Origin of the sequence: Budvicia aquatica DSM 5075 = ATCC 35567 (genome assembly GCF_000427805.1) — a bacterium.
Classification (GTDB): Bacteria; Pseudomonadota; Gammaproteobacteria; order Enterobacterales; family Enterobacteriaceae; genus Budvicia; species Budvicia aquatica.
Genome location: NZ_ATYS01000047.1, coordinates 23,306 through 44,521 on the forward strand (window position 1 = coordinate 23,306; position 21,216 = coordinate 44,521).

A 21,216-nucleotide genomic window follows, 5' to 3' on the forward strand; every position below is an offset into this window, starting at 1 on the left:
ATTGGTATGATTATTAACCTCTGGATAAGTCAAAAATTATTATGACCGAAAATTCGAGGTAAAATTAAAGCCACATATTTGTGGCTTTAATGCATTAATATTGAAAATAAAGATTTTCTTGTTGATTAAATTTAAACCTAACTACTTCTTTCTAGACAAATGTTTTTTATCGAATTAACTATATCATCAATATTTTGGTTAGCATCAATGAAGTACACATCATTTTCATCCTCAGAAGGGATCTCTAATGCCTCAAACTGAGAAATTAGCATTTGAGGCTTTTGAAAATGACCTGTACGGGCTTTTAGTCTTTTATAAATACATTCAAAATCAGCCTCTAGAAATAGAAATATCAAGTTGTCATTCGAATCCCTTATCATGTTGCGATATTTCTTTTTAAGCGAAGAACAAATGATTATTGAGGATGGGTTTGTTTTCTGCATAGCAAAAACTGCATTATTAATTAAGCCAAGCCAAGGTTCCCTATCTTTATCATCTAATGGTTGACCACTGGACATCTTAAGAATATTTGACTTTGGATGTAGGTAGTCACCGTCAATATAAGGAATGTCGTGCTTTTTCAATAGTTCTTTGGCAATGGTTGTTTTACCTGAACCAGATACGCCCATTAATATATAAACAAAATTACTCATAAAATTCCTTGTACCAAACTAAATGACTAAATTCACGTTCTTACTTTTAAAACGTCCCTGTTATTGAAAATTTATTGGTACAATTTAGTCCATACTAGGCAGTTTTATTGTATCAAGTTTTCTAATAATAAAGATGTGTGATAGCGCGCCTAGCACTGAAACAAACGATATATAGTACATTGCATAAGCAAAGCTATTTGTTGTTTGCAGTATTATTCCCATGATTATTGGCGTGGCAATACCGGCAAGGTTACCTGATACGTTAAAGAAGCCACCAATGGTACCAATAACTTTACTTGGAACGATATCACTTAAAATAACCCAGCCAATATTTGAGAAGGCATTGGCAAAAAAAGCAAACGATAGAATAGCAATAGCAATAACAGGTTTGTCTTCAAAGAAGTTAACGAAGCACATAGTCCCCGCTAGTCCTAGGCCAAGAATCGCAGGTAGTTTACGAGATTTAGTCCGAGAAATGCCTTTTTTCATCAGCGCGTCACTGACAAATCCACTACACAATAGGCCTAGCATTGCCATCATATATGGGAATGCAGCACCAATACCGGCTTTGGAAATAGAGAGATTTAGACCTTTTTCTAGATAAACAATAAACCAGGTTAGAAAGAAGTAGAGTGTAGAGTTCATTGCAAACTGCGCAATAAACAGGTCCCAAATATTTCTTTGTTTTAATACATAAGAAACATCTTTCCATTCAACCTTTTCATTAGTTGCTTTTTGTTGAGCTGATGTTTGTCCAAGTCCGCCACCTTGACGAATATGTTCGAGTTCAGCGGTATTAGTTTTTTTATTCTCTAGAGGATCGCGGTATTTATATAGCCAGTACACTCCAAAAACAATACCTGCACCCCCAGAGGCATAGAATGACATTTCCCAGCCATAGTTTGCTACGATAAATGCCAGAACGGGAGTAAGAAGAGCTAAGCCAATATATTGCGCACATGCATAGATAGCCGTTGAGCTGGCGCGCTCTTGTGTTGGAAACCAAGTTGAGATAATTTTCGCATTTGCTGGGAATGACGGAGCTTCAGCAATACCGATCAATGCTCGACAGAGTAGAAGGAAGGCAAAAGAGGCAATTGCTGTAGTAAATAAGTGATGTGATGCTAATCCCATCAAGCAAGTAAAAATACTCCAGATGATGATTGCACAACCATATAACTTCCGGACTCCAATGCGGTCTAAAATATAACCTACTGGAATTTGGCTCAGTACATAAGTCCAAGTAAACATAGAAAATAGAAGACCTAAATTTGCTGGTGATAGGTCAAATTCTTTTTGTATACTTGTGCCTGCAACTGATAGGTTCGCTCTATCCATATAGTTTATGGCCGTAGCTAAAAACAATAAGAAGAGAACAAAAAAACGAGATCTTGTGGCTTTCATATTATTATCCTTGAAGAGAGTGGCGGCGGAATAATTTATTTAGATAAATGAATACCATTATTTTCCATTACCTTTTTTGTCGTTTTATATGCTTGAGATATGACCCACTCAGGTTCTTTTTGCCAATATTCTGGTCTAAATATCTCTACGGATACTATTCCGTGATATCCTGTTTCTTTCAGGTTTTTTAGAAAGTTATTTAAATCGACACTTCCAAAATCGCAGAATCGTCTGTTTTCTTGAGATGCCTTATCTATATCAATGAAATCTCCATTATTAATATGTGTGCAGAATATTTTTTTAACATCTACATTTTTAATCTCTCTAAAATCATTTAATCCATGATAGAGATGAAGATTATATGAATCGAATACGAGGCCTACGTTATCTTTATCGACTTCGTTAACGATATTCCAAGCCTGTTCAACGGTACGTACAGAACTTCGATTAAAACCGACTAACTCAAAACACAGTTTAACGTTATAGTCATTAGCGATTTCTGACAGGTGATTGAGAATCCTAACGCAGTTTTCATGAGTTTTTTCAACGGAACCAATATAAGGTCCACCATTTGGATCACGCTGTAGAGGAGGAACAATGATGAAATATCCCGCTTGGATTTCCTTGGCAATATGACATCCCCAGATGAATTCTTTTACAAGCTCATTGTCTTTTTCACTATTTTCGTCAGCAAATAAATTGTCGTATGTATATAAAGCATTTAGCGCATGCGGTTTAATTTTCTTACCAGCCAAGAGCTTTTTTAAATCTTCAAGATTGTGATCTTTAAGATATTCTTTGAGTTTATCCAATCTAAATTCGATAAAATCAAACCCATTTTTTTCGCAAAGCAGCACATCTTTTTCCAGAGTTGAACAGTTCATCGATGTGGCTTGATTAAAACCTATTTTCATCATGTCCTCTCATTTCAACGGAAATTTAACGGGCAACCCGGTTTTTGTACTGCGATAGATTGCTTCAATAAGCTCGACGGTTTTTCTTCCTGAAAGGCCGTCAATTAATGGGGTTTTATTTTGGGCGATAGAGGTTAAAAAATCATCAATTTGAATTTGATGGTAGTAATACATAGAGTCTTGGCTATTAAAGAACTCACGATCTTCTTGTTGCCAATTGTTTAATTGAGGTTCTTCGTCTGGTATGGTCCACAAATCATTGTATGGTGGTTCGGTAATTGATGAGACGCCAGCAATAAACATTGCTCCACCATCTGTTTGGACTCCTACAGATGCGCCATTTTCACCATAAACATGGACTTTTCCATGTAGTGCAGGATTTTGGGAGTTACTGACCAGAATATTACCAATCCCACCATTTTTAAATTTGATAATAGCAACGGCAGTATCTTCGACTTCAATATAAGGATGATTCAGGTTACGCCATAGGCCATATACTTCTTCAATATCACCCATATACCAAAGTAGCAGATCTAACTGGTGGGGGGCCTGATTAACCAGAACTCCGCCACCTTCCCCTTCCCATGTACCGCGCCATGGATCGCTGTCATAGTAGGCTTTATCACGCCAGCCCAGCATTGTCACAACTCCCAGAACCGGGCGTCCTAATTTTCCATCGTCAATAGCTTGCTTAATTCTTAAGCAAGGGCGATAGAAACGTCGTTGGCATACAGTACCAACCTTTACGTTATTTTGATTCGCTGCATTTAGTATGGCATCGCTATCTTTCAGGTTACTTGCTAATGGTTTTTCTACCAAAATATGGCAGCCGTTATTAGCTGCCTCGATGGCTACTTCTGCATGGACAGGGTGTGGGGTACATATGCTAACAACGTTGATTTTTTCCGTTTTTATCATTTCTGAAAGGTTATCATATGCTTTTATATTGTATTCACTGGCAAAGGCTTTTGCTCTAGCAAGGTCTCGGTCATATACTGCACAGAATGATGAGCCATCCAGTTTCTCGTAAGCTTTTGCGTGAAAGTGACCAACTTTTCCACATCCAATAATGGCTGTTCTTAATGTCATAAAACCTCCGTAGTTACCGGTAACAAGTTTGGTTAAAAAATTTTGAAAATTTCTTTTAATTTGTCACACTTAATTGTTATCGGTAACAATTTAATCATGGCGAGTTAAAAATGACTATACCAGAAACTACTTATTTTATAAGTTGTGATAAAAATCACAATTTATGCCATCTTTATTGTTCAAAAAATATCTTAGTATTAGTGGCTAATAAAATAGATATTCATATTTTTCTTTCGAAAAAATAAATATTTCATTGTTTTTATTGATTTTTATTTTGTTGGGTTAAATGTGTCATTAGGCCGTACACTTTATTTTTAGGCTGATTATTTTTAATAATGGTTAAAAATTAATGGTGCAGTGAAATGTTGTAGTGAAATGTATAATTTAATTAACAATGCTTATTATTACCATTGCATTCATTATTGTGTGACATGCGTCACAGTAATATATGTTACCGGTATCATTCCAGCAATACCCTTGATAAAGTAAGAAATAATCGGAAATTACTAATTTTTACTATTTAATTAGAGATCAATAATATGGCGGGGCAAAGCATAATAATCATGGGAGTGTCCGGTAGTGGTAAGTCCCGGATCGGCGCTGAACTAGCAAAAAGGTTAAATGCTAAGTTTATTGATGGAGATGACCTTCATCCAAAAGTCAATATTCAAAAGATGGCTATTGGCCACCCGCTAGATGATAAAGATAGGGAACCTTGGCTTGAGAGATTAAATGATGCTGCTTATAGCTTGCGCCATAAAGATGAATTGGGCTTCATAGTTTGTTCTGCATTAAAGCGCCACTATCGGGATTGTTTGCGTCAAGGTAATCCAGAAATGGTCTTTCTTTATATGAAAGGTAGTTTTGACGTTATTTTAGATCGTTTAAAGGCTCGCGCTGGTCATTATATGCCTGTGGAACTTCTACGAAGTCAATTTGATATTTTGGAAGAACCGGGTATCGATGAAAATGATATTATTTGTGTTGATATTGATGGTAGTTTTCATGACGTTGTGCAGCGCGGGCTTAACGCTTTGAATAAAGTTGGTATTGAAACCCGCAAGGCGTAATTGTCTTTAAATACTGTCACCGTATAGAAGAGTGAAACCAAGATCGAGTATTTTAGGTGTTACCGTTTCACCCCGCAGACGAGCAAGTAATCTTTGCGCAGCGACTTTTCCTATCTCTTCGCGAGGAGTTAGTACGCTGGTGAGTTTGGGTTCCATTGACTGCCCTATGTCGTGTCCATGGAATCCAGCGATAGCCATATCATTGGGAATACGTAATTTTTGGCGTTGACACTCAAAAGCTGCGCCAATAGCGATATCATCGTTGGTACAGAAAATACTATCAGTGTCAGGATAGCGCCGAAGAGCTTCTTTCAGTAACTCGCAACCCAGGCTATATGATGATGGGCGGTCAGTACAAATGTTTCGGGGCTCTAGCCCGAATTCACGCATAGCTTGTTCATAGCCTTGCAGCCTTATGATGGTTCTTTCATCGTGCCGGGCACCGAGATACACCGGTTTGGAATGGCCACTTTTTAGGATTTCTTTCGTTATTTGATAGGCTGCATCGTGATTGTTAAAGCCGACGGCAAGATCGATGCAGGGGCTGCTGCTATCCATTATTTCAACTACAGGTATACCTGCAACTTCGATCATTTTTAGCGTGCGCTCTGTATGGAGGCGTTCAGATAGAATAAGACCATCAATATTATAGGAAAGTAATGAGGCTAAGCGAAACTCTTCTCGTTCTGAACTGTAGCCATAGTGGGCTAACATTGTTTGATATCCGTGAGAATCAGTCACGCTTTCGATGCCGCGTAGAACTTCAGCAAAAACCTGATTAGTCAGTGACGGAAGTAGTACTCCGATGGCTTTGCTGGTCGCATTGGAAAGAATCTCTGGAGCCCGGTTAGGAATATAGCCTAGCTTGTCGAGAGCGATAGCTATCTTGCTGCGTAAAGCAGTAGAAACCTGTGAGGTATCGCGTAAATAACGGCTAATTGTCATTTTAGTGACGCCGACCTGATTGGCAACGTCTTGCAAGCTTGGTCTTTTTTTCTTCATTTTTCAACCAATTAAAGCATTATGTTATGTGCTATGTTAGCAAGAATTTAGATTATAAGTACGCCTATGATCGTAGTTATATTCATAAACAGGAAATAAACTAAAGTAATACTATCCTACGATACTTGTTATTAGAAGACAGCTCTGTAAGCGATTAAAGATAAATAAAATTAATTTCTATGAACAACATAAAATTTTTGTCTAGTTCATTTTATTGAGCGAATAAGCGGCCTTTTACCTCCATGAATAGCCTGTTGATGGTTACTTACCCAATTGCTGGTTAGTTTTACTGAATCGTGTTAGCTTTATTTAAAATGAAATTGTTACCGGTATCATTTGGGTATATAGTAATCAAATAAATGCTTCATATTTATTTTAGTGCGTAAAGGAAAGAGGCTACTGCAATAGAAAACGTGAGCGGCACTAGGGGACATCGCTAGTATATCTCCGCAGCTGAAATAATAGCGAATATAGACAACCGATAGAGAGGTGGAGTACTGCATGAATCTTACTGTTGAGCACATTACCCAAAAAATCATTGCGCGTTCTAAAGAGAGCCGAGAGGCTTATTTAGCTAAAATTGATGCAGCTAAAAGCGCAACCGTTCACCGTTCTCAGCTTTCATGTGGGAATCTCGCCCATGGGTTCGCAGCCTGTTCACCGGATGATAAGTCATCACTGAAAAATATGGTGAAAAGTAATATCGGCATCATTACTTCTTATAACGATATGCTTTCAGCTCACCAGCCTTACGAACATTACCCGGAACGCTTAAAAAACGCGCTGCACGCCGTTGGGGCTATTGGTCAGGTTGCCGGTGGAGTGCCGGCGATGTGTGATGGCGTAACCCAAGGTCAGGACGGAATGGAGCTATCTTTACTGAGCCGCGATTTAATCGCGATGTCTGCCGCAATTGGTTTATCCCATAATATGTTTGACGGTGCGCTGTTTCTTGGCGTTTGCGACAAAATCGTACCGGGATTATTTATTGCCGCGATGGCTTTCGGTCATCTGCCGGCGGTATTTGTTCCTGCCGGGCCAATGCGTACCGGGGCATCCAATAAAGAAAAGGTACGGGTTCGTCAGTTATATGCAGAAGGGAAAGTCGGGCGCGAAGCGTTGCTTGAATCAGAGGCTAATTCTTATCATTCGGCCGGAACCTGTACGTTTTATGGTACAGCCAATTCTAACCAGATGGTCATGGAAGTGATGGGCCTCCATTTGCCCGGTTCTTCTTTTGTTTATCCGGATGTCACTTTGCGCGATGAACTTACCGATGCGGCTGCGCGTCAGGTCACTCGAATGACTGAATCTTCAGGTAATTATCTGCCGGTAGGGCGTTTAGTTGATGAGAAAGTCGTTGTAAACGGTATTGTTGCTTTGTTGGCGACCGGCGGTTCAACCAACCACACCATGCACTTAGTTGCGATGGCTAAATCGGCCGGTATTCAAATTACTTGGGATGATTTTTCCGAATTATCTGATGTAGTTCCTCTGCTGACGCGTATTTATCCCAATGGCCCGGGTGATATTAACTATTTTCAGGCTGCCGGTGGTGTTTCTCTGCTGGTAAGAGAATTATTAAAAGGTGGCCTGCTGCATGAAGATGTTCATACTGTCGCGGGCTTTGGTCTGCACCGGTATACGCAAGAGCCTTTCCTTGACGGTGATAAACTGGCGTATCGTGACGGCCCGCATTGCTCACTCGATTCTGAAGTGATTGCTACACTGGATGCGCCTTTTGCTAAGCACGGCGGTACTAAAGTATTGGCCGGAAATCTTGGCCGAGCAGTAATGAAAACCTCAGCCGTACCGGAAGATCGCCAGATAATTAAGGCTCCGGCAGTAGTATTTGAAAGCCAGTATGATATTGATGCTGCTTTTAATGACGGAAAATTAGATCGTGACTGTATTGTCGTTGTTCGTTTTCAGGGGCCGAAGGCTATCGGCATGCCGGAACTACATAAGCTGATGCCTCCGCTGGGCGTTTTGATGGATCGCGGATATAAGGTGGCTCTGGTGACTGATGGCCGACTATCCGGCGCATCGGGTAAGGTTCCTGCCGCTATTCATGTTACTCCGGAAGCTTATGTCGGTGGACTCTTGGCGAAAGTGCAGGATGGCGACATGATTCAGATAGACGGAACAACCGGCAAGCTTGAATTACTGGTAGATGAAGCCGAACTGGCGCAGCGAAAAGCCGCCGTCCCTGACTTATCAACGTCTCATGTAGGTATGGGAAGAGAGTTATTTTCAGCAATGAGAGATAAAATTTCTGGTGCTGAAGACGGGGCCTGTTGTTTTTAGTTTTGGGCCCGTTAGGTTTAGATATTCCAAGTGGTTAAATATAGTGAAAATGGCATTGCCGGCGTAGGCCGGCATCATTGAATAAGTGTCCGGAAAGTTTAGTTTCCCCTTATCGTCGTCTGAGTTATTGTGAAGCATCTGTACTGAAGTCGCGCTTTTAAAGGCGATGAGCTGCTGAGAATAATAGGGAAAGTAAGGATGAAGGATAATGTCTAAGCCATTGCGATCTTTTGGCTACCGTACTCGGGATGAGTTGGCCTTGCATAAGGCGCTAAATAAAGCTGTTCAGCAATACCTCAACGATAACCATGAACATCGGTTCGCGGATAATCGGATGTTGATGAAAATCGTCTTCTTATCCGCAGTCTGTTTTGCTCTCTATGTGCTTATGCTGACGGTCCACAGCAAACCAGCCTTCCTTTTTAGCTATGCCGGATTTCTTTTCTCTACGCTATTTCTCGCTGTAAATGTCGTACATGACGCATCGCATAATGCCATTTTTCGCCAGGAGTGGGCTAACCGCTGGCTGAACAATGTGCTAACAATTCCACTGGGTCTGGATGCGGATTGCTGGCGAGTCAGGCATACGATTTGTCACCATGGCCATACCAATATCAAAGGCTACGATCTGGATATTGAAGAAAATGGCATATTGCGTCAGACGCCTTATCAACGCTGGTGGTTTTTAATGCGTTGGCAGCACTACTATTGGCCCGTAGCGGCGGCACTTACTTTTCCAATTTTTATTTGGGTGACTGATTGGCTGGACCGTGCCGGGCTGACCCAGGTAACCCCTAAGCTTCGGCATCGAGGTATTAAAGGCTGGGGCTACTTTTTGTTGAGTAAGGCGCTTCATCTGACGATATCCCTTCTGGTTCCAATGATGGCCGCACGGGCGCTATCGATTTCTACTACCGAAGTTATCGTGGCATATCTGCTAAGCCAGATGTTGTCATCACTGATTTTTGTGGTTCTGATTCTGGGAACCCACTGGGCCAAAGCAAAGTTTTATTTACCTCCTGAGCAGGGCTCGATGCCACATGGCTGGTATCACCATAACTTCTCAACCACTTTTGACTGGCTGACGACTCCACAATGTTTGACCTATTGGATTGGTGGCCTGAATATGCACCTCACCCACCATCTATACCCCAACTGGAATCACCGGCATTATCTGAAATTAGCTAAGGTTATTGAGCAGACTGTGTCTGAATTTAATATTGAGTACCACTGCGTTACGCTCAGAGAGCTGTTCAGGTATCAGCAGAAGTTCTTACGGGAGATGGGAAATAATAAGGGGCCGGATGAAGATAATTTCCCCGGCCACCATAAGGCAGACGGGGAAATATGATTATCCTTCCCGTTGTTCTTTTTGTTTACGTAGCAGACGTAACGCATTAGCCGTAACCAGAGCGGTTGCTCCTGAGTCAGCGAGTACCGCCAGCCAGAGCCCGGTCAGACCGACTAAGCTGGTGACCAAAAATATGGCTTTCAGCCCAAGGGCAATCGTAATGTTCTGGCGGATAATTTTACGCGTTGCCCGTGACAGAACGATCATGTCCAGCAGGCCAATGAGCCGGTTGTGAGTCAGTGCGGCATCGGCGGTTTCCAGTGCGACGTCAGTACCTCCGCCCATAGCAATTCCGATGGTTGATGATTTCATCGCCGGTGCATCATTAATGCCGTCTCCGACCATCGCCGTAGGCTGCTGTTTATTTAATGCAATAACCGCCGTTACTTTATCTTCCGGCAATAATCCGGCCTCATATTCAATGCCTAACTCATGGGCAATAGCGGCCGCAGCCCGAGGGTTATCACCGGTTAACATAACGCCGTTTACGCCAATATTACGCAAGGCGGTCAGAGCCTGCTTAGCATCTGCCCGCATTGTATCTCGCAGGGCAATCAGACCGATAGTATTGCCATCGCGCACTACCACTACGACAGTTTTTCCCTCTTCTTCTAGCCGGACGATTTGCTGCCGGGCTTCTTCAGATAGCTGTTCTTCGTTTAGTTTAGAGGGGGAGCTAATCAGAATAAGCTGATTACCGACTCTTCCTTGAATACCTACACCTGCAATAGCCCGGCGTTCTTCGGCTTCGGCATACTTGATCTCCGCCTCTTTAGTGCGTCGGATAATCGCCTGCGCTAATGGATGGTGAGAACCTGACTCGATGGATGATGCTAACTGGAGTAATTGCACATTACTGATATCTTGCAGTGGAATAATATCAGTGACCATCGGTTTGCCTTCGGTCAGGGTACCGGTTTTATCGAATGCAATTTGAGTAATGGTCCCTAGCTGTTCTAAAGCTGCTCCGCCTTTAATCAGGGCACCACGGCGGGTTGCTGATGCAAGTGCAGACGTTATTGCTGCCGGCGTCGAGATGACTAAGGCACAAGGACAGCCAATCAGCAGCAATGTTAACCCGCGGTAAATCCAGGTCTCCCACGGCTGATCGAAGGCCAGCGGAGGAATAATAACCACCAGAAGGGCAAACAGCATAATGCTTGGCGTGTAATAACGGCTGAAGCGATCGATAAAACGTTCGATTGGCGCACGACGTTCCTCTGCTTCTTCAATCAGTGCCAGAATACGATCAATCGCATTTTTGCCCGGTTCAGATAACACCTTAAGTTGAATAACGGTATCAACCGCGAGGCTACCCGCGGCGACTTTTTCTCCGCGCAGGCGATCGACCGGAATCGACTCACCGGTCAGGGCGCTTTCATCAAAACCGGCGCTGTCGCTGAGTAACTCAGCATCAACCGGTAGGCGGGTGCCCGGCGCAATTTCGATAATGTCTCCGGGGCGCAGGCTTGAGGCCTCAACCGTTTTTCTTACGCCATTACTGACTAATACCGCTTCTTCGGGCAGTAATGCCATCAAGGATGTGACGCCCTGACGGGCACGATTGGCGGCGTAAGATTCGAGTAATTCGCCAATCATAAACAACATCAGTACCATCGCCGCTTCTTCGGTGGCTCCGATAATCAGCGCGCCTATAGCTGATACGCTCATCAGCGTTTCAATGGCAAACGGGGTGCCTGAGCGGGTAAGGCGAATAGCCTGACGGCCGATCGGAATAATGCCAAACAGGGTGGTCAGCGTAAAAGCTATCCGACCATAAAACGGCGAGAATGATTCAATAATCCAACTGGCTAAAATCAGAACGGCCAGAATAGCCGGTGGGGCATATTCCTTGAAGCGCTGTGATCTGTCGGTTTTTTTAGATGCGGATCCTGCTGCGGAAACAGAGGTGAGCGTATAGCCGGCTTTTTTCACTGCCAGCTCGATTTTATCAGCCAGACCTTCACTTTGTTGAGTATCGACAACCAGTTTTTCGGTCGCAAATAGAATTTTTGCGTGTTGGACCCCGGCCACTTGAGAAACCGCCGTTTCTACTTTTTTGGCACAGCTCGGGCAATCCATGCCAAGCACTTGCCATGTCAGACGGGTGCTGCCCTCGGTCAGCTGTTCCAGCGTATCGTTACTGGCACAGGCAGACTGACTACAGCAGGATTGATTGTTATCATCATGACTGTGTGCATGGTGATGTTCATGAGCATGACCAGAGGCATGATTATGGTCATCATGTTCATGCAGCTCCGGCATTATCGTGGCTTTAGTTTCATTGTGGTTAGTCATCAGGGTTACCCTCATCCTCATGTAATGAACGTACTCTACACCTTGGAGCCCACTCCAGAGTCAATAGGGTTTTAATAGAAATTTAGATTAATTAAATTATCGTTAATTGGTTTATTATTACTCAGATGTAAACTAAATAACGTTAGAAAGTATAACTAATCTAAAATATACTTCCGCTCTTTGCTGTTGAGTCAGAAGGTGATATTTGTTATGCCGTTACTTATCGCGACAACGCTACTTTGGGCATTTTCTTTTAGCCTGATAGGCGTTTACATTTCAGGGCAGGTAGACAGCTGGTTTGCCGTATTTATTCGTATCTTACTGGCTTTTATTGTGTTCCTGCCTTTTTGGCGGTTTCGTGGTGTAACTATTAAACAAGCCCTGTTATACATGTGCGTTGGAGCATTCCAACTGGGCATTATGTACCTGTTTTATTACCAATCTTTTCTTTATCTCAGCGTGCCGGAAATTTTATTATTTACGATTATGACGCCAATTTACGTCACACTGATTTACGATCTTTTGGCCGGAAATCGGCTTAGAGTTGGATATTTGCTCAGTGCACTATTGGCGGTATTTGGGGCTGCTGTTATTCGCTATAACCAATTGAGCCCTCAGTTTTGGCTTGGTTTATGTCTGGTTCAGGGCGCTAATATTTGCTTTGCCATTGGTCAGGTCGGCTATAAAAGACTGATGGAAGTCTGCCCTATGCCACAGCGCAGTGCATTCTCATGGTTTTACTTTGGTGCTCTTTGCGTGGCGAGTGTTGCATGGATAGCGTTTGGCGATGCCGGTAAATTGCCGACTACCGGCGTGCAGTGGGGTATTTTACTGTGGCTGGGAATCGGAGCATCCGGCCTTGGCTTCTTTATGTGGAACTATGGAGCAACACAGGTAGATGCGGGAACGTTGGCGATCATGAATAATGTGTTAATTCCGGCGGGCCTGCTGGTGAACTTTGCTATCTGGCAGCACGATGTTGATTGGTTACGGTTGATTGTTGGCGGCGGTATTATTTTTACGTCATTGCTGGTGCATAAACGCTGGGTTGTGGGTCATGCGCAGCCAATAGAGAAAACCGCCTGAATATCAGGCGAGTTTCACAAAAGGTAAGCTGCCGGCATGGTTGCGAGCAACATCAATAAAAGCGTCTATGGCCAGTTGATTTTGCTCGCCGTCCCGTACTGCGGCATAAAGCCTGCGCCATAGGCCATCTCCTAACGTTTTAGTGACGACTAATCCCTGTTTTTCTACGCCTTCAACCACCCAGTGTGGAAGTGCGGCAATCCCCATTTGGGCCGAAACCATTTGAATCAGTAGCATGGTGTTATCAACGTTTTTTAGGGCCGGAGTCACGCCTGCCGGTTGCAGGAAGTGCTTCCAGATATCTAACCGCTGCCGCTGAACCGGATAAATCAATAAAGTCTCATTGGCTAAATCTTGTGGCTCCAGAACGTCTTTTTTGGCTAACGGATGCTCAGGTGCAACAACCAGGCGGACTTCAAAATCAAACAGTGAGGAGTAGTGAAGGCCGCTGCGCGGTAAAATATCTGATGTCATCACCAGATCTAACTCTCCCTGCTGTAGTGCCGGTTGTGGGTCAAAGGTAACGCCGGCTTTAAAATCAATTGTGATCTCTGGCCACTCCAGACGAAAAGCATTCAGGGCTGGCGTCAGCCATTGGATACAGCTATGGCATTCAATCGCTAAACGCAGCTTATCTTTTGGTGGTTCATCGCAAGACTGTAGCGCTTGCTGAATCTGAGGAAGAATTCTGTCCGCCAGATTTAGCAGAATATCTCCCTGTGCGGTGAACTGGATTGGCTGGCTTTTACGTACAAATAACCGATAGCCCAACCGTTGTTCGATCTCATTAAACTGATGGGATAAAGCTGATTGAGTTAAATGCAGTTGTGTTGCAGCACCGGCCAGCGAGCCTGACTGTCGCAATGCTTGTAGGGTGCGTAAATGCTTTAATTCGATCATGAAAGTTCTTCACCATGAGTATGAAAATATTGCGCTTGTGGAATACACCATACCTGTTGATTATAGATGTGTAAACATCTAGACGTCCAAATGAGGTTGCTATGAGTATTCAAAGTCATATTTTAGGTTTCCCACGCGTTGGTTTAGAGCGTGAATTAAAAAAAGCATTAGAGAGTTATTGGAACGGTGATATCGACCAGGATAGCCTGCTGGCAACCGGGCGTGAACTTCGTTCTCGCCACTGGCAACAGCAGCGCGATGCCGGCGTTGATTTACTCCCCGTAGGCGATTTTGCCTGGTACGATCATGTATTGGGTACCAGCTTATTGTTAGGCAACGTTCCTGAACGCCATCAGAGTATAGACGGTAAGATTAGTCTGGATACCTTATTCAGGATTGGTCGTGGCAGAGCGCCGAGCGGTGAGCCTGCGGCGGCGGCAGAAATGACCAAGTGGTTTAATACTAACTACCACTACATGGTGCCTGAGTTCCATAAAGGCCAAGGTTTTCAATTAGCCTGGAGCCAGCTGTTTGATGAAGTTGATGAAGCTCTGGCACTAGGACATAAAGTAAAACCCGTGCTGTTAGGGCCTTTAACCTATCTATGGTTAGGCAAAGTGAAAGGTGAGCAGTTTGACCGCCTGTCGTTACTCAACGATATCTTACCGGTTTACCAGCAAGCGCTGGCAAAGCTGGCTGAGCGTGGTATCGAGTGGGTACAAATTGATGAACCTGCATTAGTGTTGGATCTGCCTCAGGAGTGGCTGGCGGCTTATCAACCGGCCTACCAAGCGCTTCAAGGCCAGGTAAACTTGCTGCTAACTACCTACTTTGATGGCGTCGGGCATAACCTCGAAACTATTCGCCAGCTACCGGTACAGGGGTTACATATTGATCTGGTTGCCGGTAAAGATGATGTCGCTAAACTTCATCAACAATTACCGGCTGACTGGGTATTGTCTTTGGGCGTGATTAACGGTCGTAACGTGTGGCGTGCGGATTTAAGCCGCTGGTTTGAGCGCTTACAGCCTTTAATCACGCTTCGTACTTTTTGGATCGGTAGCGCTTGTTCTCTGCTACATAGCCCGATTGATTTGAGCCGCGAACAACGGTTAGACGATGAGGTTAAAAGCTGGTTTGCCTTTGCCATTCAGAAATGTGGCGAGATTGGCCTGTTAACTAAGGCGTTGAACCAGCCCGCGAACCCAGAACTTCAACAACAGCTGGCTGATTATAGTGCGCCAATCCGTGCCCGTAATGGTTCTTCAAGAGTACATAATGCTCAGGTTGAAGCTCGGGTAACCGGGATTCAAGCGCAAGATAGCCAGCGCCAGCAACCTTACGACGTGCGAGCTGAGCAACAGCGTATTAAATATAATTTGCCTGCATGGCCGACCACGACTATCGGTTCATTCCCGCAAACGACGGAAATCCGCTCACTGCGCCTCGACTTTAAACAAGGTCGTTTAGACACCAGTAAATACCGCGTTGGTATCAGTGAACATATCAAACAGGCAATTCTGGAGCAGGAACGTTTAGGTCTGGATGTGCTGGTACATGGTGAAGCTGAACGTAATGACATGGTGGAGTATTTTGGCGAACATCTGGATGGTTTTGTTTTTACTCAAAACGGCTGGGTACAAAGCTACGGTTCTCGCTGCGTTAAGCCTCCGGTCATTATCGGGGATATCAGTCGCCCTGAACCGATCACCGTTGAGTGGGCTAAATATGCCCAGTCCCTTACCACTAAACCGGTGAAGGGGATGTTAACCGGCCCGGTGACTATTCTCTGCTGGTCATTCCCGCGTGAAGACGTTAGTCGGGAAGTCATTGCTAAACAGATTGCCCTGGCCCTAAGAGATGAAGTGACCGATTTGGAACAGGCGGGTATCGGTATTATTCAAATTGATGAACCTGCCTTAAGAGAAGGCTTACCGTTGAGAAAAGCGGAATGGAATGAATATCTGAACTGGGCGACTGAAGCTTTCCGTATTAATGCTTCAGGTGTTCAGGATGATACTCAGATTCATACCCATATGTGTTATTGCGAGTTTAACGACATCATGGATGCGATTACCGCTCTAGATGCCGACGTAATTACCATTGAAACATCCCGCTCTGATATGGAGTTGCTTGAAGCCTTTGAGTCATTTGAATATCCGAATGAGATTGGCCCAGGGGTTTATGATATTCATTCGCCAAATGTGCCGAGCGTTGAGTGGATTGAGGCTTTATTGCGTAAAGCAGCCCAGCGAATTCCCGCTGAGCGTTTATGGGTCAATCCTGATTGTGGCCTAAAAACTCGTGGCTGGGCGGAAACCCGGCAATCTCTGGAAAACATGGTTCAGGCAGCTCGTCAGTTGAGAGAAACCTACTAATATTGATACATACGTCGGTTAATCAGCAGGTAATGAGTAAATAGGGGGCGCAATCGGCGCCCCTTTTTTATAGCTGTGATAAAATTAGTCAGGTTGATACTTAATTGGGTGATCTAATGGAAAAGTTAGCATCGTTATACCAGGCGCATATTTCGACACTACAACAGCGTACGCGTGAAGTATTAGAGCGAAACAAACTTGATGCTTTGCTCATTCATTCCGGTGAACTGGCTGGTCTGTTTCTTGACGACAGATATTACCCTTTTAAGGCGAGCCCACATTTTAAAGCTTGGGTTCCGGTGACCGAAGTTCAGAGCTGCTGGATTCTGGTGGATGGTGTGAACACGCCCAAGCTCTGGTTTTATTCACCGGTAGATTACTGGTATAGCGTTGAACCAGTGCCTGATAGCTTCTGGACATCATATATTGATATTACACCGCTAAAAAAAGCGGATGAAATTGCTCAATATTTACCGGGTTCTCTGACCCGCATTGGATATATTGGGCCTAATCCTGAGCGTGCGCAATGGCTGGGAGTTTCAGCGGATAATATTAATCCTAAAGCCGTTATCGACTATCTGCACTATTATCGATCTTACAAAACAGACTATGAGCTGAGCTGTATGCGGGAAGCGCAAAAAGTGGCGATCAACGGCCATAAGGCTGCCCGTGATGCCTTCTACTCCGATATGAGCGAGTTTGATATTAATATTGCTTATCTCAGTGCGACCGGTCATCGTGATACGAATGTTCCCTATGACAATATCGTTGCGTTAAACCAACATTCAGCCGTTTTGCACTATACCAAGTTAGATCAGCAGCCTCCCGCTGAATCTTTGAGTTTTCTGGTTGATGCCGGCGCTGAATATAACGGTTATGCCGCCGATCTGACCCGTACCTATGCCCGCTATACGGACAGCGACTTTGGCCTGTTGATTAAAGATTTGAACAGTGAGCAATTGGCACTGATTGCCACCCTTGAGAAGGGCGTCAATTTTGCTGATTATCACCTGCAAATGCATCACCGCATTGCTAAGTTAGTGAAAAAATACGATCTTATTGTTGATATGAGCGAAGAAGATATTGTTGAAACGGGGATTAGCTATACCTTTTTCCCCCATGGGCTTGGGCATCCTTTAGGTTTGCAAGTACATGACGTTGGCGGATTTATGCAAGATGATACCGGTACACATATCGCGCCGCCTGAGAGATATCCTGCGCTGCGCTGTACTCGAGTCCTTGAGCCGGGAATGGTTATGACGATAGAGCCCGGGCTCTATTTTATCGATACTCTGTTAGCACCATGGAAAGGTGGTAAGTTCGATGCCAATTTTAACTGGTTACGCATTGATAAATTCAGGCCTTATGGCGGGATTCGAATTGAGGATAACGTGGTGATTCGAAAAGATCGGGTTGAAAATATGACGCGGGATTTGAAGTTATCCTGATGGAGCCATATTTAGTTCCTGCCGAAGCGGTGAGTGTAAGTGAAGAAATTAAAAAGAGCCGCTTTATTACCTACTTAGCGCCGGTAAAAGGTTCCGATAACGCTAAGCTATACATACAGAAAATTCGAGATCAACATCCGACAGCCCGGCATCATTGTTGGGCCTTTGTTGCTGGTGCGCCAAATGATTCTCAGCAGTTAGGTTTTTCTGATGACGGAGAACCTTCCGGAACGGCCGGTAAACCTATGTTGGCTCAGTTGATGGGCAGTGGCGTCGGTGAAATAGCCGCTGTAGTTGTCCGCTATTATGGTGGAATATTATTAGGAACGGGCGGGCTGGTAAAAGCCTATGGTAATGGAGTTCAGCAGGCACTAAAGATATTACCTACTCGAACGCAGGTGCCTAAATCTGAATATCATCTGGTTTGTGATTACGCCCAACTGGCGATGGTTGAGGCGCTGCTTCTGCAAGTTGACGGACAAATTCTTCAGGCTGATTATGGTGCGGAGATCGGCCTGATATTATTATTACCGACATTAAATGCGGAGTCGATCGCAGATAAACTGCGTGATGTCAGCCGCGGAGCATTGCTTTTATCTCCGGTTGCGTAATAATCCTCAGGTTTTTTATTGAAAAGGATCGGCGAAATGCATTTTCGCACTATCACCCGCATTGTTGGGCTTTTGGTTATCCTCTTTTCCGGATTAATGATTATTCCGGGAGTGGTGGCGTTGATTTATCGCGACGGTGCAGGGCGTGCATTCAGCCAAACGTTTATTGTTGCTATTATTATCGGGCTTTTTCTGTGGTTTCCTAATCGCCATCAAAAGAATGAACTGAAATCTCGCGAAGGCTTTCTGATTGTTGTGCTTTTCTGGGCGGTATTGGGCAGCGTGGGCGCATTGCCTTTTTTGTTTGCCGATCCGGTTGGAATGAGCGTTACCAATGCTTTCTTTGAATCATTTTCCGGGCTAACAACCACCGGTGCTACTGCGCTTGTCGGGTTAGATAGTTTGCCCAAAGCTATTCTATTTTATCGCCAGATGCTCCAGTGGTTAGGGGGTATGGGTATCATTGTATTAGCGGTCGCCATTTTACCCTTATTGGGCGTAGGTGGAATGCAGCTCTACCGAGCTGAAATGCCGGGGCCGCTAAAAGACAGTAAGATGCGACCGAGGATTGCAGAAACAGCAAAAACGTTATGGCTCATCTATGTATTGATGACCGTTGCCTGTGCGCTGTCTCTGTGGGCTGCGGGAATGACGCCCTTTGATGCTATTGGTCATAGTTTTTCAACCGTTGCTATCGGGGGTTTTTCCACTCATGAAGCCGGGTTAGGTTTCTATAACAGTTCCCTGATTAATAATATTACAGCGGTATTTTTATTTATTGCCGGCTGTAATTTTGGCCTTCATTTTGCCGTACTCAGTGGCCGCAGTATAAAAGTGTATTGGCGGGATCCTGAATTCAAAATGTATTTCTTTATTCAGGTCATTCTGATTGCTATCTGTGCATTAGTTCTGTGGCGACAGAATACGTATGGATCGTTATTTGATTCACTGAATCAATCTTTTTTCCACGTAATATCGATGACAACGACAACGGGGTCGTCAACGGAAGCAGTCGCCGACTGGCCATTATTTCTGCCGGTGATGTTATTAATTGCGACCTTTATTGGTGGTTGTGCAGGTTCTACCGGTGGTGGTCTGAAAGTTATTCGGGTGTTGTTACTGTTTTTGCAAGGGGTAAGGGAACTTAAACGTCTGGTTCATCCTAATGCAGTGTATACCATCAAACTGGGTAACCGGGCCTTGCCGGAGCGAGTTATTGAAGCGGTCTGGGGCTTCTTTTCGGCTTACGCGTTAGTTTTTATTATTAGTATGTTGGCTTTGATGGCTACCGGACTAAATGCATTCGACGCATTTACTGGCGTTGTTTCATCATTGAATAATGTTGGCATTGGTATTGGTGATTTCGGCGGTAACTATGCTCAAGTCAGCGACCCCGCTAAGTGGATCTTGATTATAACAATGATGTTTGGCCGCTTAGAGGTTTTCACACTTTTAGTTCTGTTTATGCCAATTTTCTGGCGTGAATAACAACGGCGATAAACAAGAAAGAGAAAATAAGGAATAGAAATCATGAGGGCGTTACTGCTTTATTCCAGCCGAGAAGGGCAAACTAAGGCCATTGTGTCTTATATTGCTAGCCAGATTCAGGGTGATATCAAAGTAGATCTCTACAATCTGGATGATATGCCAGAGGTTAATTTAGCTGACTACAAAGGTATTCTGGTCGGTGCATCTATTCGATATGGCCATTTCAGTAAAACATTTAAAGCTTTTATCGATCGTAATAGTGAGATATTGAATCAGATGCCTTCGGCGTTTGTTTCAGTATCGCTGATTGCCCGTAAGGCAGAGAAACAGTCACCGCAAACCAATAGTTATACCCACAAGTATCTGCTATCAACTAAATGGCAACCTACAATTTGCGGCGTTTTTGCCGGCGCACTGCGTTACCCTCGCTATACATGGTTAGATCGGGTAATGATTCAGCTGATTATGAAAATGACCGGCGGTGAAACCGATAGCAGTAAAGACGTTGAATATACAGATTGGGAGCAGGTGAAGCGGTTTAGCGCTGACTTTGCTCGTTTAATCAGCAAATAGCGGTTATAAACCACCGTTTTGATGAAAAATAAAGCGTTCAGATAATAATTGCGATTTAGCACTTGCCAGATGACTCAGAGTCCCTATAATGCGCAACCTCTGACACGGCAAACAGCCGCGCAGACCGAGATGTGGGTGAATAAATCTGAGATTTAACACTTGACTCTCTAACGGGTTAGCGTATTATTCGCAGCCCGTGTTGCAGGAAGTTTTCTCCCTACAACACCGCTCTTTAACAATTTATCAGACAATCTGTGTGGGCACTCACAAGACGGTATCATAGCCACCTCTGTGGCGAAAAATATACTAAGTCTTAAAGAGTGACCAAGCAGTAATTCATTTGTAATTTATTACAAAGTTTTATTACGAAAGTAATCTTTGAGCATCAAGCTTTTAATTGAAGAGTTTGATCATGGCTCAGATTGAACGCTGGCGGCAGGCCTAACACATGCAAGTCGAGCGGCAGCGGAAAGTAGCTTGCTACTTTGCCGGCGAGCGGCGGACGGGTGAGTAATGTCTGGGGATCTGCCTGATGGAGGGGGATAACTACTGGAAACGGTAGCTAATACCGCGTAACGTCGAAAGACCAAAGCGGGGGACCTTCGGGCCTCGCGCCATCAGATGAACCCAGATGGGATTAGCTA

Annotated in this window: 16 protein-coding genes and 1 rRNA gene; 10 read left to right on the forward strand and 7 right to left on the reverse strand. The window is 44.1% G+C overall.

The window, feature by feature from the left end; all coding sequences use genetic code 11:
• Nucleotides 1-137 precede the first annotated feature (137 nt).
• From YWE_RS0116185 to YWE_RS0116200, 4 genes are all read right to left on the reverse strand, one after another.
• On the reverse strand, nucleotides 138-653 hold the full coding sequence (locus tag YWE_RS0116185) for a gluconokinase, GntK/IdnK-type (RefSeq protein ID WP_029095487.1): 516 nt from the start codon (nucleotides 651-653) through the stop codon (nucleotides 138-140).
• 84 nt (nucleotides 654-737) lie between these two features.
• Entirely contained in the window at nucleotides 738-2,057 is a 1,320-nt protein-coding gene (locus YWE_RS27560) for an MFS transporter (protein WP_036016332.1), read from the reverse strand.
• A gap of 35 nt (nucleotides 2,058-2,092) precedes the next feature.
• Nucleotides 2,093-2,974 carry a sugar phosphate isomerase/epimerase family protein gene (locus tag YWE_RS0116195; RefSeq protein WP_227659910.1) on the reverse strand — a complete coding sequence of 294 codons (882 nt, stop codon included), beginning with the start codon at nucleotides 2,972-2,974 and terminating at the stop codon, nucleotides 2,093-2,095.
• Between the two features lie 6 nt (nucleotides 2,975-2,980).
• Complete coding sequence (locus tag YWE_RS0116200) at nucleotides 2,981-4,060, reverse strand: Gfo/Idh/MocA family protein (protein WP_029095489.1); 1,080 nt, start codon at nucleotides 4,058-4,060, stop codon at nucleotides 2,981-2,983.
• 539 nt (nucleotides 4,061-4,599) lie between these two features.
• Between YWE_RS0116200 and YWE_RS0116205 the strand changes: the two genes are divergently transcribed.
• Entirely contained in the window at nucleotides 4,600-5,130 is a 531-nt protein-coding gene (locus YWE_RS0116205) for a gluconokinase (RefSeq protein ID WP_029095490.1), read from the forward strand.
• Between the two features lie 6 nt (nucleotides 5,131-5,136).
• Here the strand turns inward: YWE_RS0116205 and gntR are convergent, their stop codons facing one another.
• A complete protein-coding gene (gntR, locus tag YWE_RS0116210; protein WP_029095491.1) occupies nucleotides 5,137-6,132 on the reverse strand; it encodes a gluconate operon transcriptional repressor GntR in 996 nt (331 codons plus the stop codon).
• Nucleotides 6,133-6,633: 501 nt separating this feature from the next.
• On the opposite strand from gntR, the gene edd reads away from it, so the two are divergent.
• Both edd and YWE_RS27565 read left to right on the forward strand, forming a co-directional pair.
• Nucleotides 6,634-8,439 carry a phosphogluconate dehydratase gene (edd, locus tag YWE_RS0116215; RefSeq protein ID WP_029095492.1) on the forward strand — a complete coding sequence of 602 codons (1,806 nt, stop codon included), beginning with the start codon at nucleotides 6,634-6,636 and terminating at the stop codon, nucleotides 8,437-8,439.
• Nucleotides 8,440-8,647: 208 nt separating this feature from the next.
• Nucleotides 8,648-9,790 (forward strand): fatty acid desaturase family protein, encoded by a 1,143-nt coding sequence (locus tag YWE_RS27565; RefSeq protein ID WP_051323386.1) that lies wholly within the window; start codon nucleotides 8,648-8,650, stop codon nucleotides 9,788-9,790.
• Here the strand turns inward: YWE_RS27565 and YWE_RS27570 are convergent, their stop codons facing one another.
• On the reverse strand, nucleotides 9,791-12,088 hold the full coding sequence (locus YWE_RS27570) for a zinc/cadmium/mercury/lead-transporting ATPase (RefSeq protein WP_036016336.1): 2,298 nt from the start codon (nucleotides 12,086-12,088) through the stop codon (nucleotides 9,791-9,793).
• A gap of 210 nt (nucleotides 12,089-12,298) precedes the next feature.
• Here YWE_RS27570 and YWE_RS0116230 point away from each other — a divergent pair, with 210 nt between their 5' ends.
• Nucleotides 12,299-13,174 carry a carboxylate/amino acid/amine transporter gene (locus YWE_RS0116230; RefSeq protein ID WP_029095493.1) on the forward strand — a complete coding sequence of 292 codons (876 nt, stop codon included), beginning with the start codon at nucleotides 12,299-12,301 and terminating at the stop codon, nucleotides 13,172-13,174.
• A gap of 3 nt (nucleotides 13,175-13,177) precedes the next feature.
• Here YWE_RS0116230 and metR read toward each other — a convergent pair whose 3' ends face one another.
• A complete protein-coding gene (gene metR / locus YWE_RS0116235) occupies nucleotides 13,178-14,074 on the reverse strand; it encodes an HTH-type transcriptional regulator MetR (RefSeq protein ID WP_029095494.1) in 897 nt (298 codons plus the stop codon).
• Nucleotides 14,075-14,175: 101 nt separating this feature from the next.
• On the opposite strand from metR, the gene metE reads away from it, so the two are divergent.
• From metE to YWE_RS0116265, 6 genes are all read left to right on the forward strand, one after another.
• A complete protein-coding gene (gene metE, locus YWE_RS0116240) occupies nucleotides 14,176-16,452 on the forward strand; it encodes a 5-methyltetrahydropteroyltriglutamate--homocysteine S-methyltransferase (protein WP_029095495.1) in 2,277 nt (758 codons plus the stop codon).
• A 116-nt stretch (nucleotides 16,453-16,568) separates the two neighbouring features.
• The gene (gene pepQ, locus YWE_RS0116245; protein WP_029095496.1) at nucleotides 16,569-17,900 is read left to right on the forward strand and encodes a Xaa-Pro dipeptidase; all 1,332 of its coding nucleotides are present in this window, start codon (nucleotides 16,569-16,571) and stop codon (nucleotides 17,898-17,900) included.
• The gene (locus YWE_RS0116250) at nucleotides 17,900-18,511 is read left to right on the forward strand and encodes an IMPACT family protein (RefSeq protein ID WP_029095497.1); all 612 of its coding nucleotides are present in this window, start codon (nucleotides 17,900-17,902) and stop codon (nucleotides 18,509-18,511) included. The genes pepQ and YWE_RS0116250 overlap by 1 nt, the downstream gene beginning before the upstream one ends.
• 36 nt (nucleotides 18,512-18,547) lie before the next feature.
• A complete protein-coding gene (trkH, locus tag YWE_RS0116255; protein ID WP_029095498.1) occupies nucleotides 18,548-19,999 on the forward strand; it encodes a Trk system potassium transporter TrkH in 1,452 nt (483 codons plus the stop codon).
• Between the two features lie 42 nt (nucleotides 20,000-20,041).
• Complete coding sequence (hemG, locus tag YWE_RS0116260; protein WP_029095499.1) at nucleotides 20,042-20,572, forward strand: menaquinone-dependent protoporphyrinogen IX dehydrogenase; 531 nt, start codon at nucleotides 20,042-20,044, stop codon at nucleotides 20,570-20,572.
• 394 nt (nucleotides 20,573-20,966) lie between these two features.
• Nucleotides 20,967-21,216, forward strand: a 16S ribosomal RNA gene (locus tag YWE_RS0116265); the annotation flags it as partial.

Coding starts and splice junctions, on each gene's coding strand:
- YWE_RS0116185 (WP_029095487.1), bottom strand. CDS start 653: ATGAGTAATTTTGTTTATATATTAATGGGCGTATCTGGTTCAGGTAAA.
- YWE_RS27560 (WP_036016332.1), bottom strand. CDS start 2,057: ATGAAAGCCACAAGATCTCGTTTTTTTGTTCTCTTCTTATTGTTTTTA.
- YWE_RS0116195 (WP_227659910.1), bottom strand. CDS start 2,974: ATGATGAAAATAGGTTTTAATCAAGCCACATCGATGAACTGTTCAACT.
- YWE_RS0116200 (WP_029095489.1), bottom strand. CDS start 4,060: ATGACATTAAGAACAGCCATTATTGGATGTGGAAAAGTTGGTCACTTT.
- YWE_RS0116205 (WP_029095490.1), top strand. CDS start 4,600: ATGGCGGGGCAAAGCATAATAATCATGGGAGTGTCCGGTAGTGGTAAG.
- gntR (WP_029095491.1), bottom strand. CDS start 6,132: ATGAAGAAAAAAAGACCAAGCTTGCAAGACGTTGCCAATCAGGTCGGC.
- edd (WP_029095492.1), top strand. CDS start 6,634: ATGAATCTTACTGTTGAGCACATTACCCAAAAAATCATTGCGCGTTCT.
- YWE_RS27565 (WP_051323386.1), top strand. CDS start 8,648: ATGTCTAAGCCATTGCGATCTTTTGGCTACCGTACTCGGGATGAGTTG.
- YWE_RS27570 (WP_036016336.1), bottom strand. CDS start 12,088: ATGACTAACCACAATGAAACTAAAGCCACGATAATGCCGGAGCTGCAT.
- YWE_RS0116230 (WP_029095493.1), top strand. CDS start 12,299: ATGCCGTTACTTATCGCGACAACGCTACTTTGGGCATTTTCTTTTAGC.
- metR (WP_029095494.1), bottom strand. CDS start 14,074: ATGATCGAATTAAAGCATTTACGCACCCTACAAGCATTGCGACAGTCA.
- metE (WP_029095495.1), top strand. CDS start 14,176: ATGAGTATTCAAAGTCATATTTTAGGTTTCCCACGCGTTGGTTTAGAG.
- pepQ (WP_029095496.1), top strand. CDS start 16,569: ATGGAAAAGTTAGCATCGTTATACCAGGCGCATATTTCGACACTACAA.
- YWE_RS0116250 (WP_029095497.1), top strand. CDS start 17,900: ATGGAGCCATATTTAGTTCCTGCCGAAGCGGTGAGTGTAAGTGAAGAA.
- trkH (WP_029095498.1), top strand. CDS start 18,548: ATGCATTTTCGCACTATCACCCGCATTGTTGGGCTTTTGGTTATCCTC.
- hemG (WP_029095499.1), top strand. CDS start 20,042: ATGAGGGCGTTACTGCTTTATTCCAGCCGAGAAGGGCAAACTAAGGCC.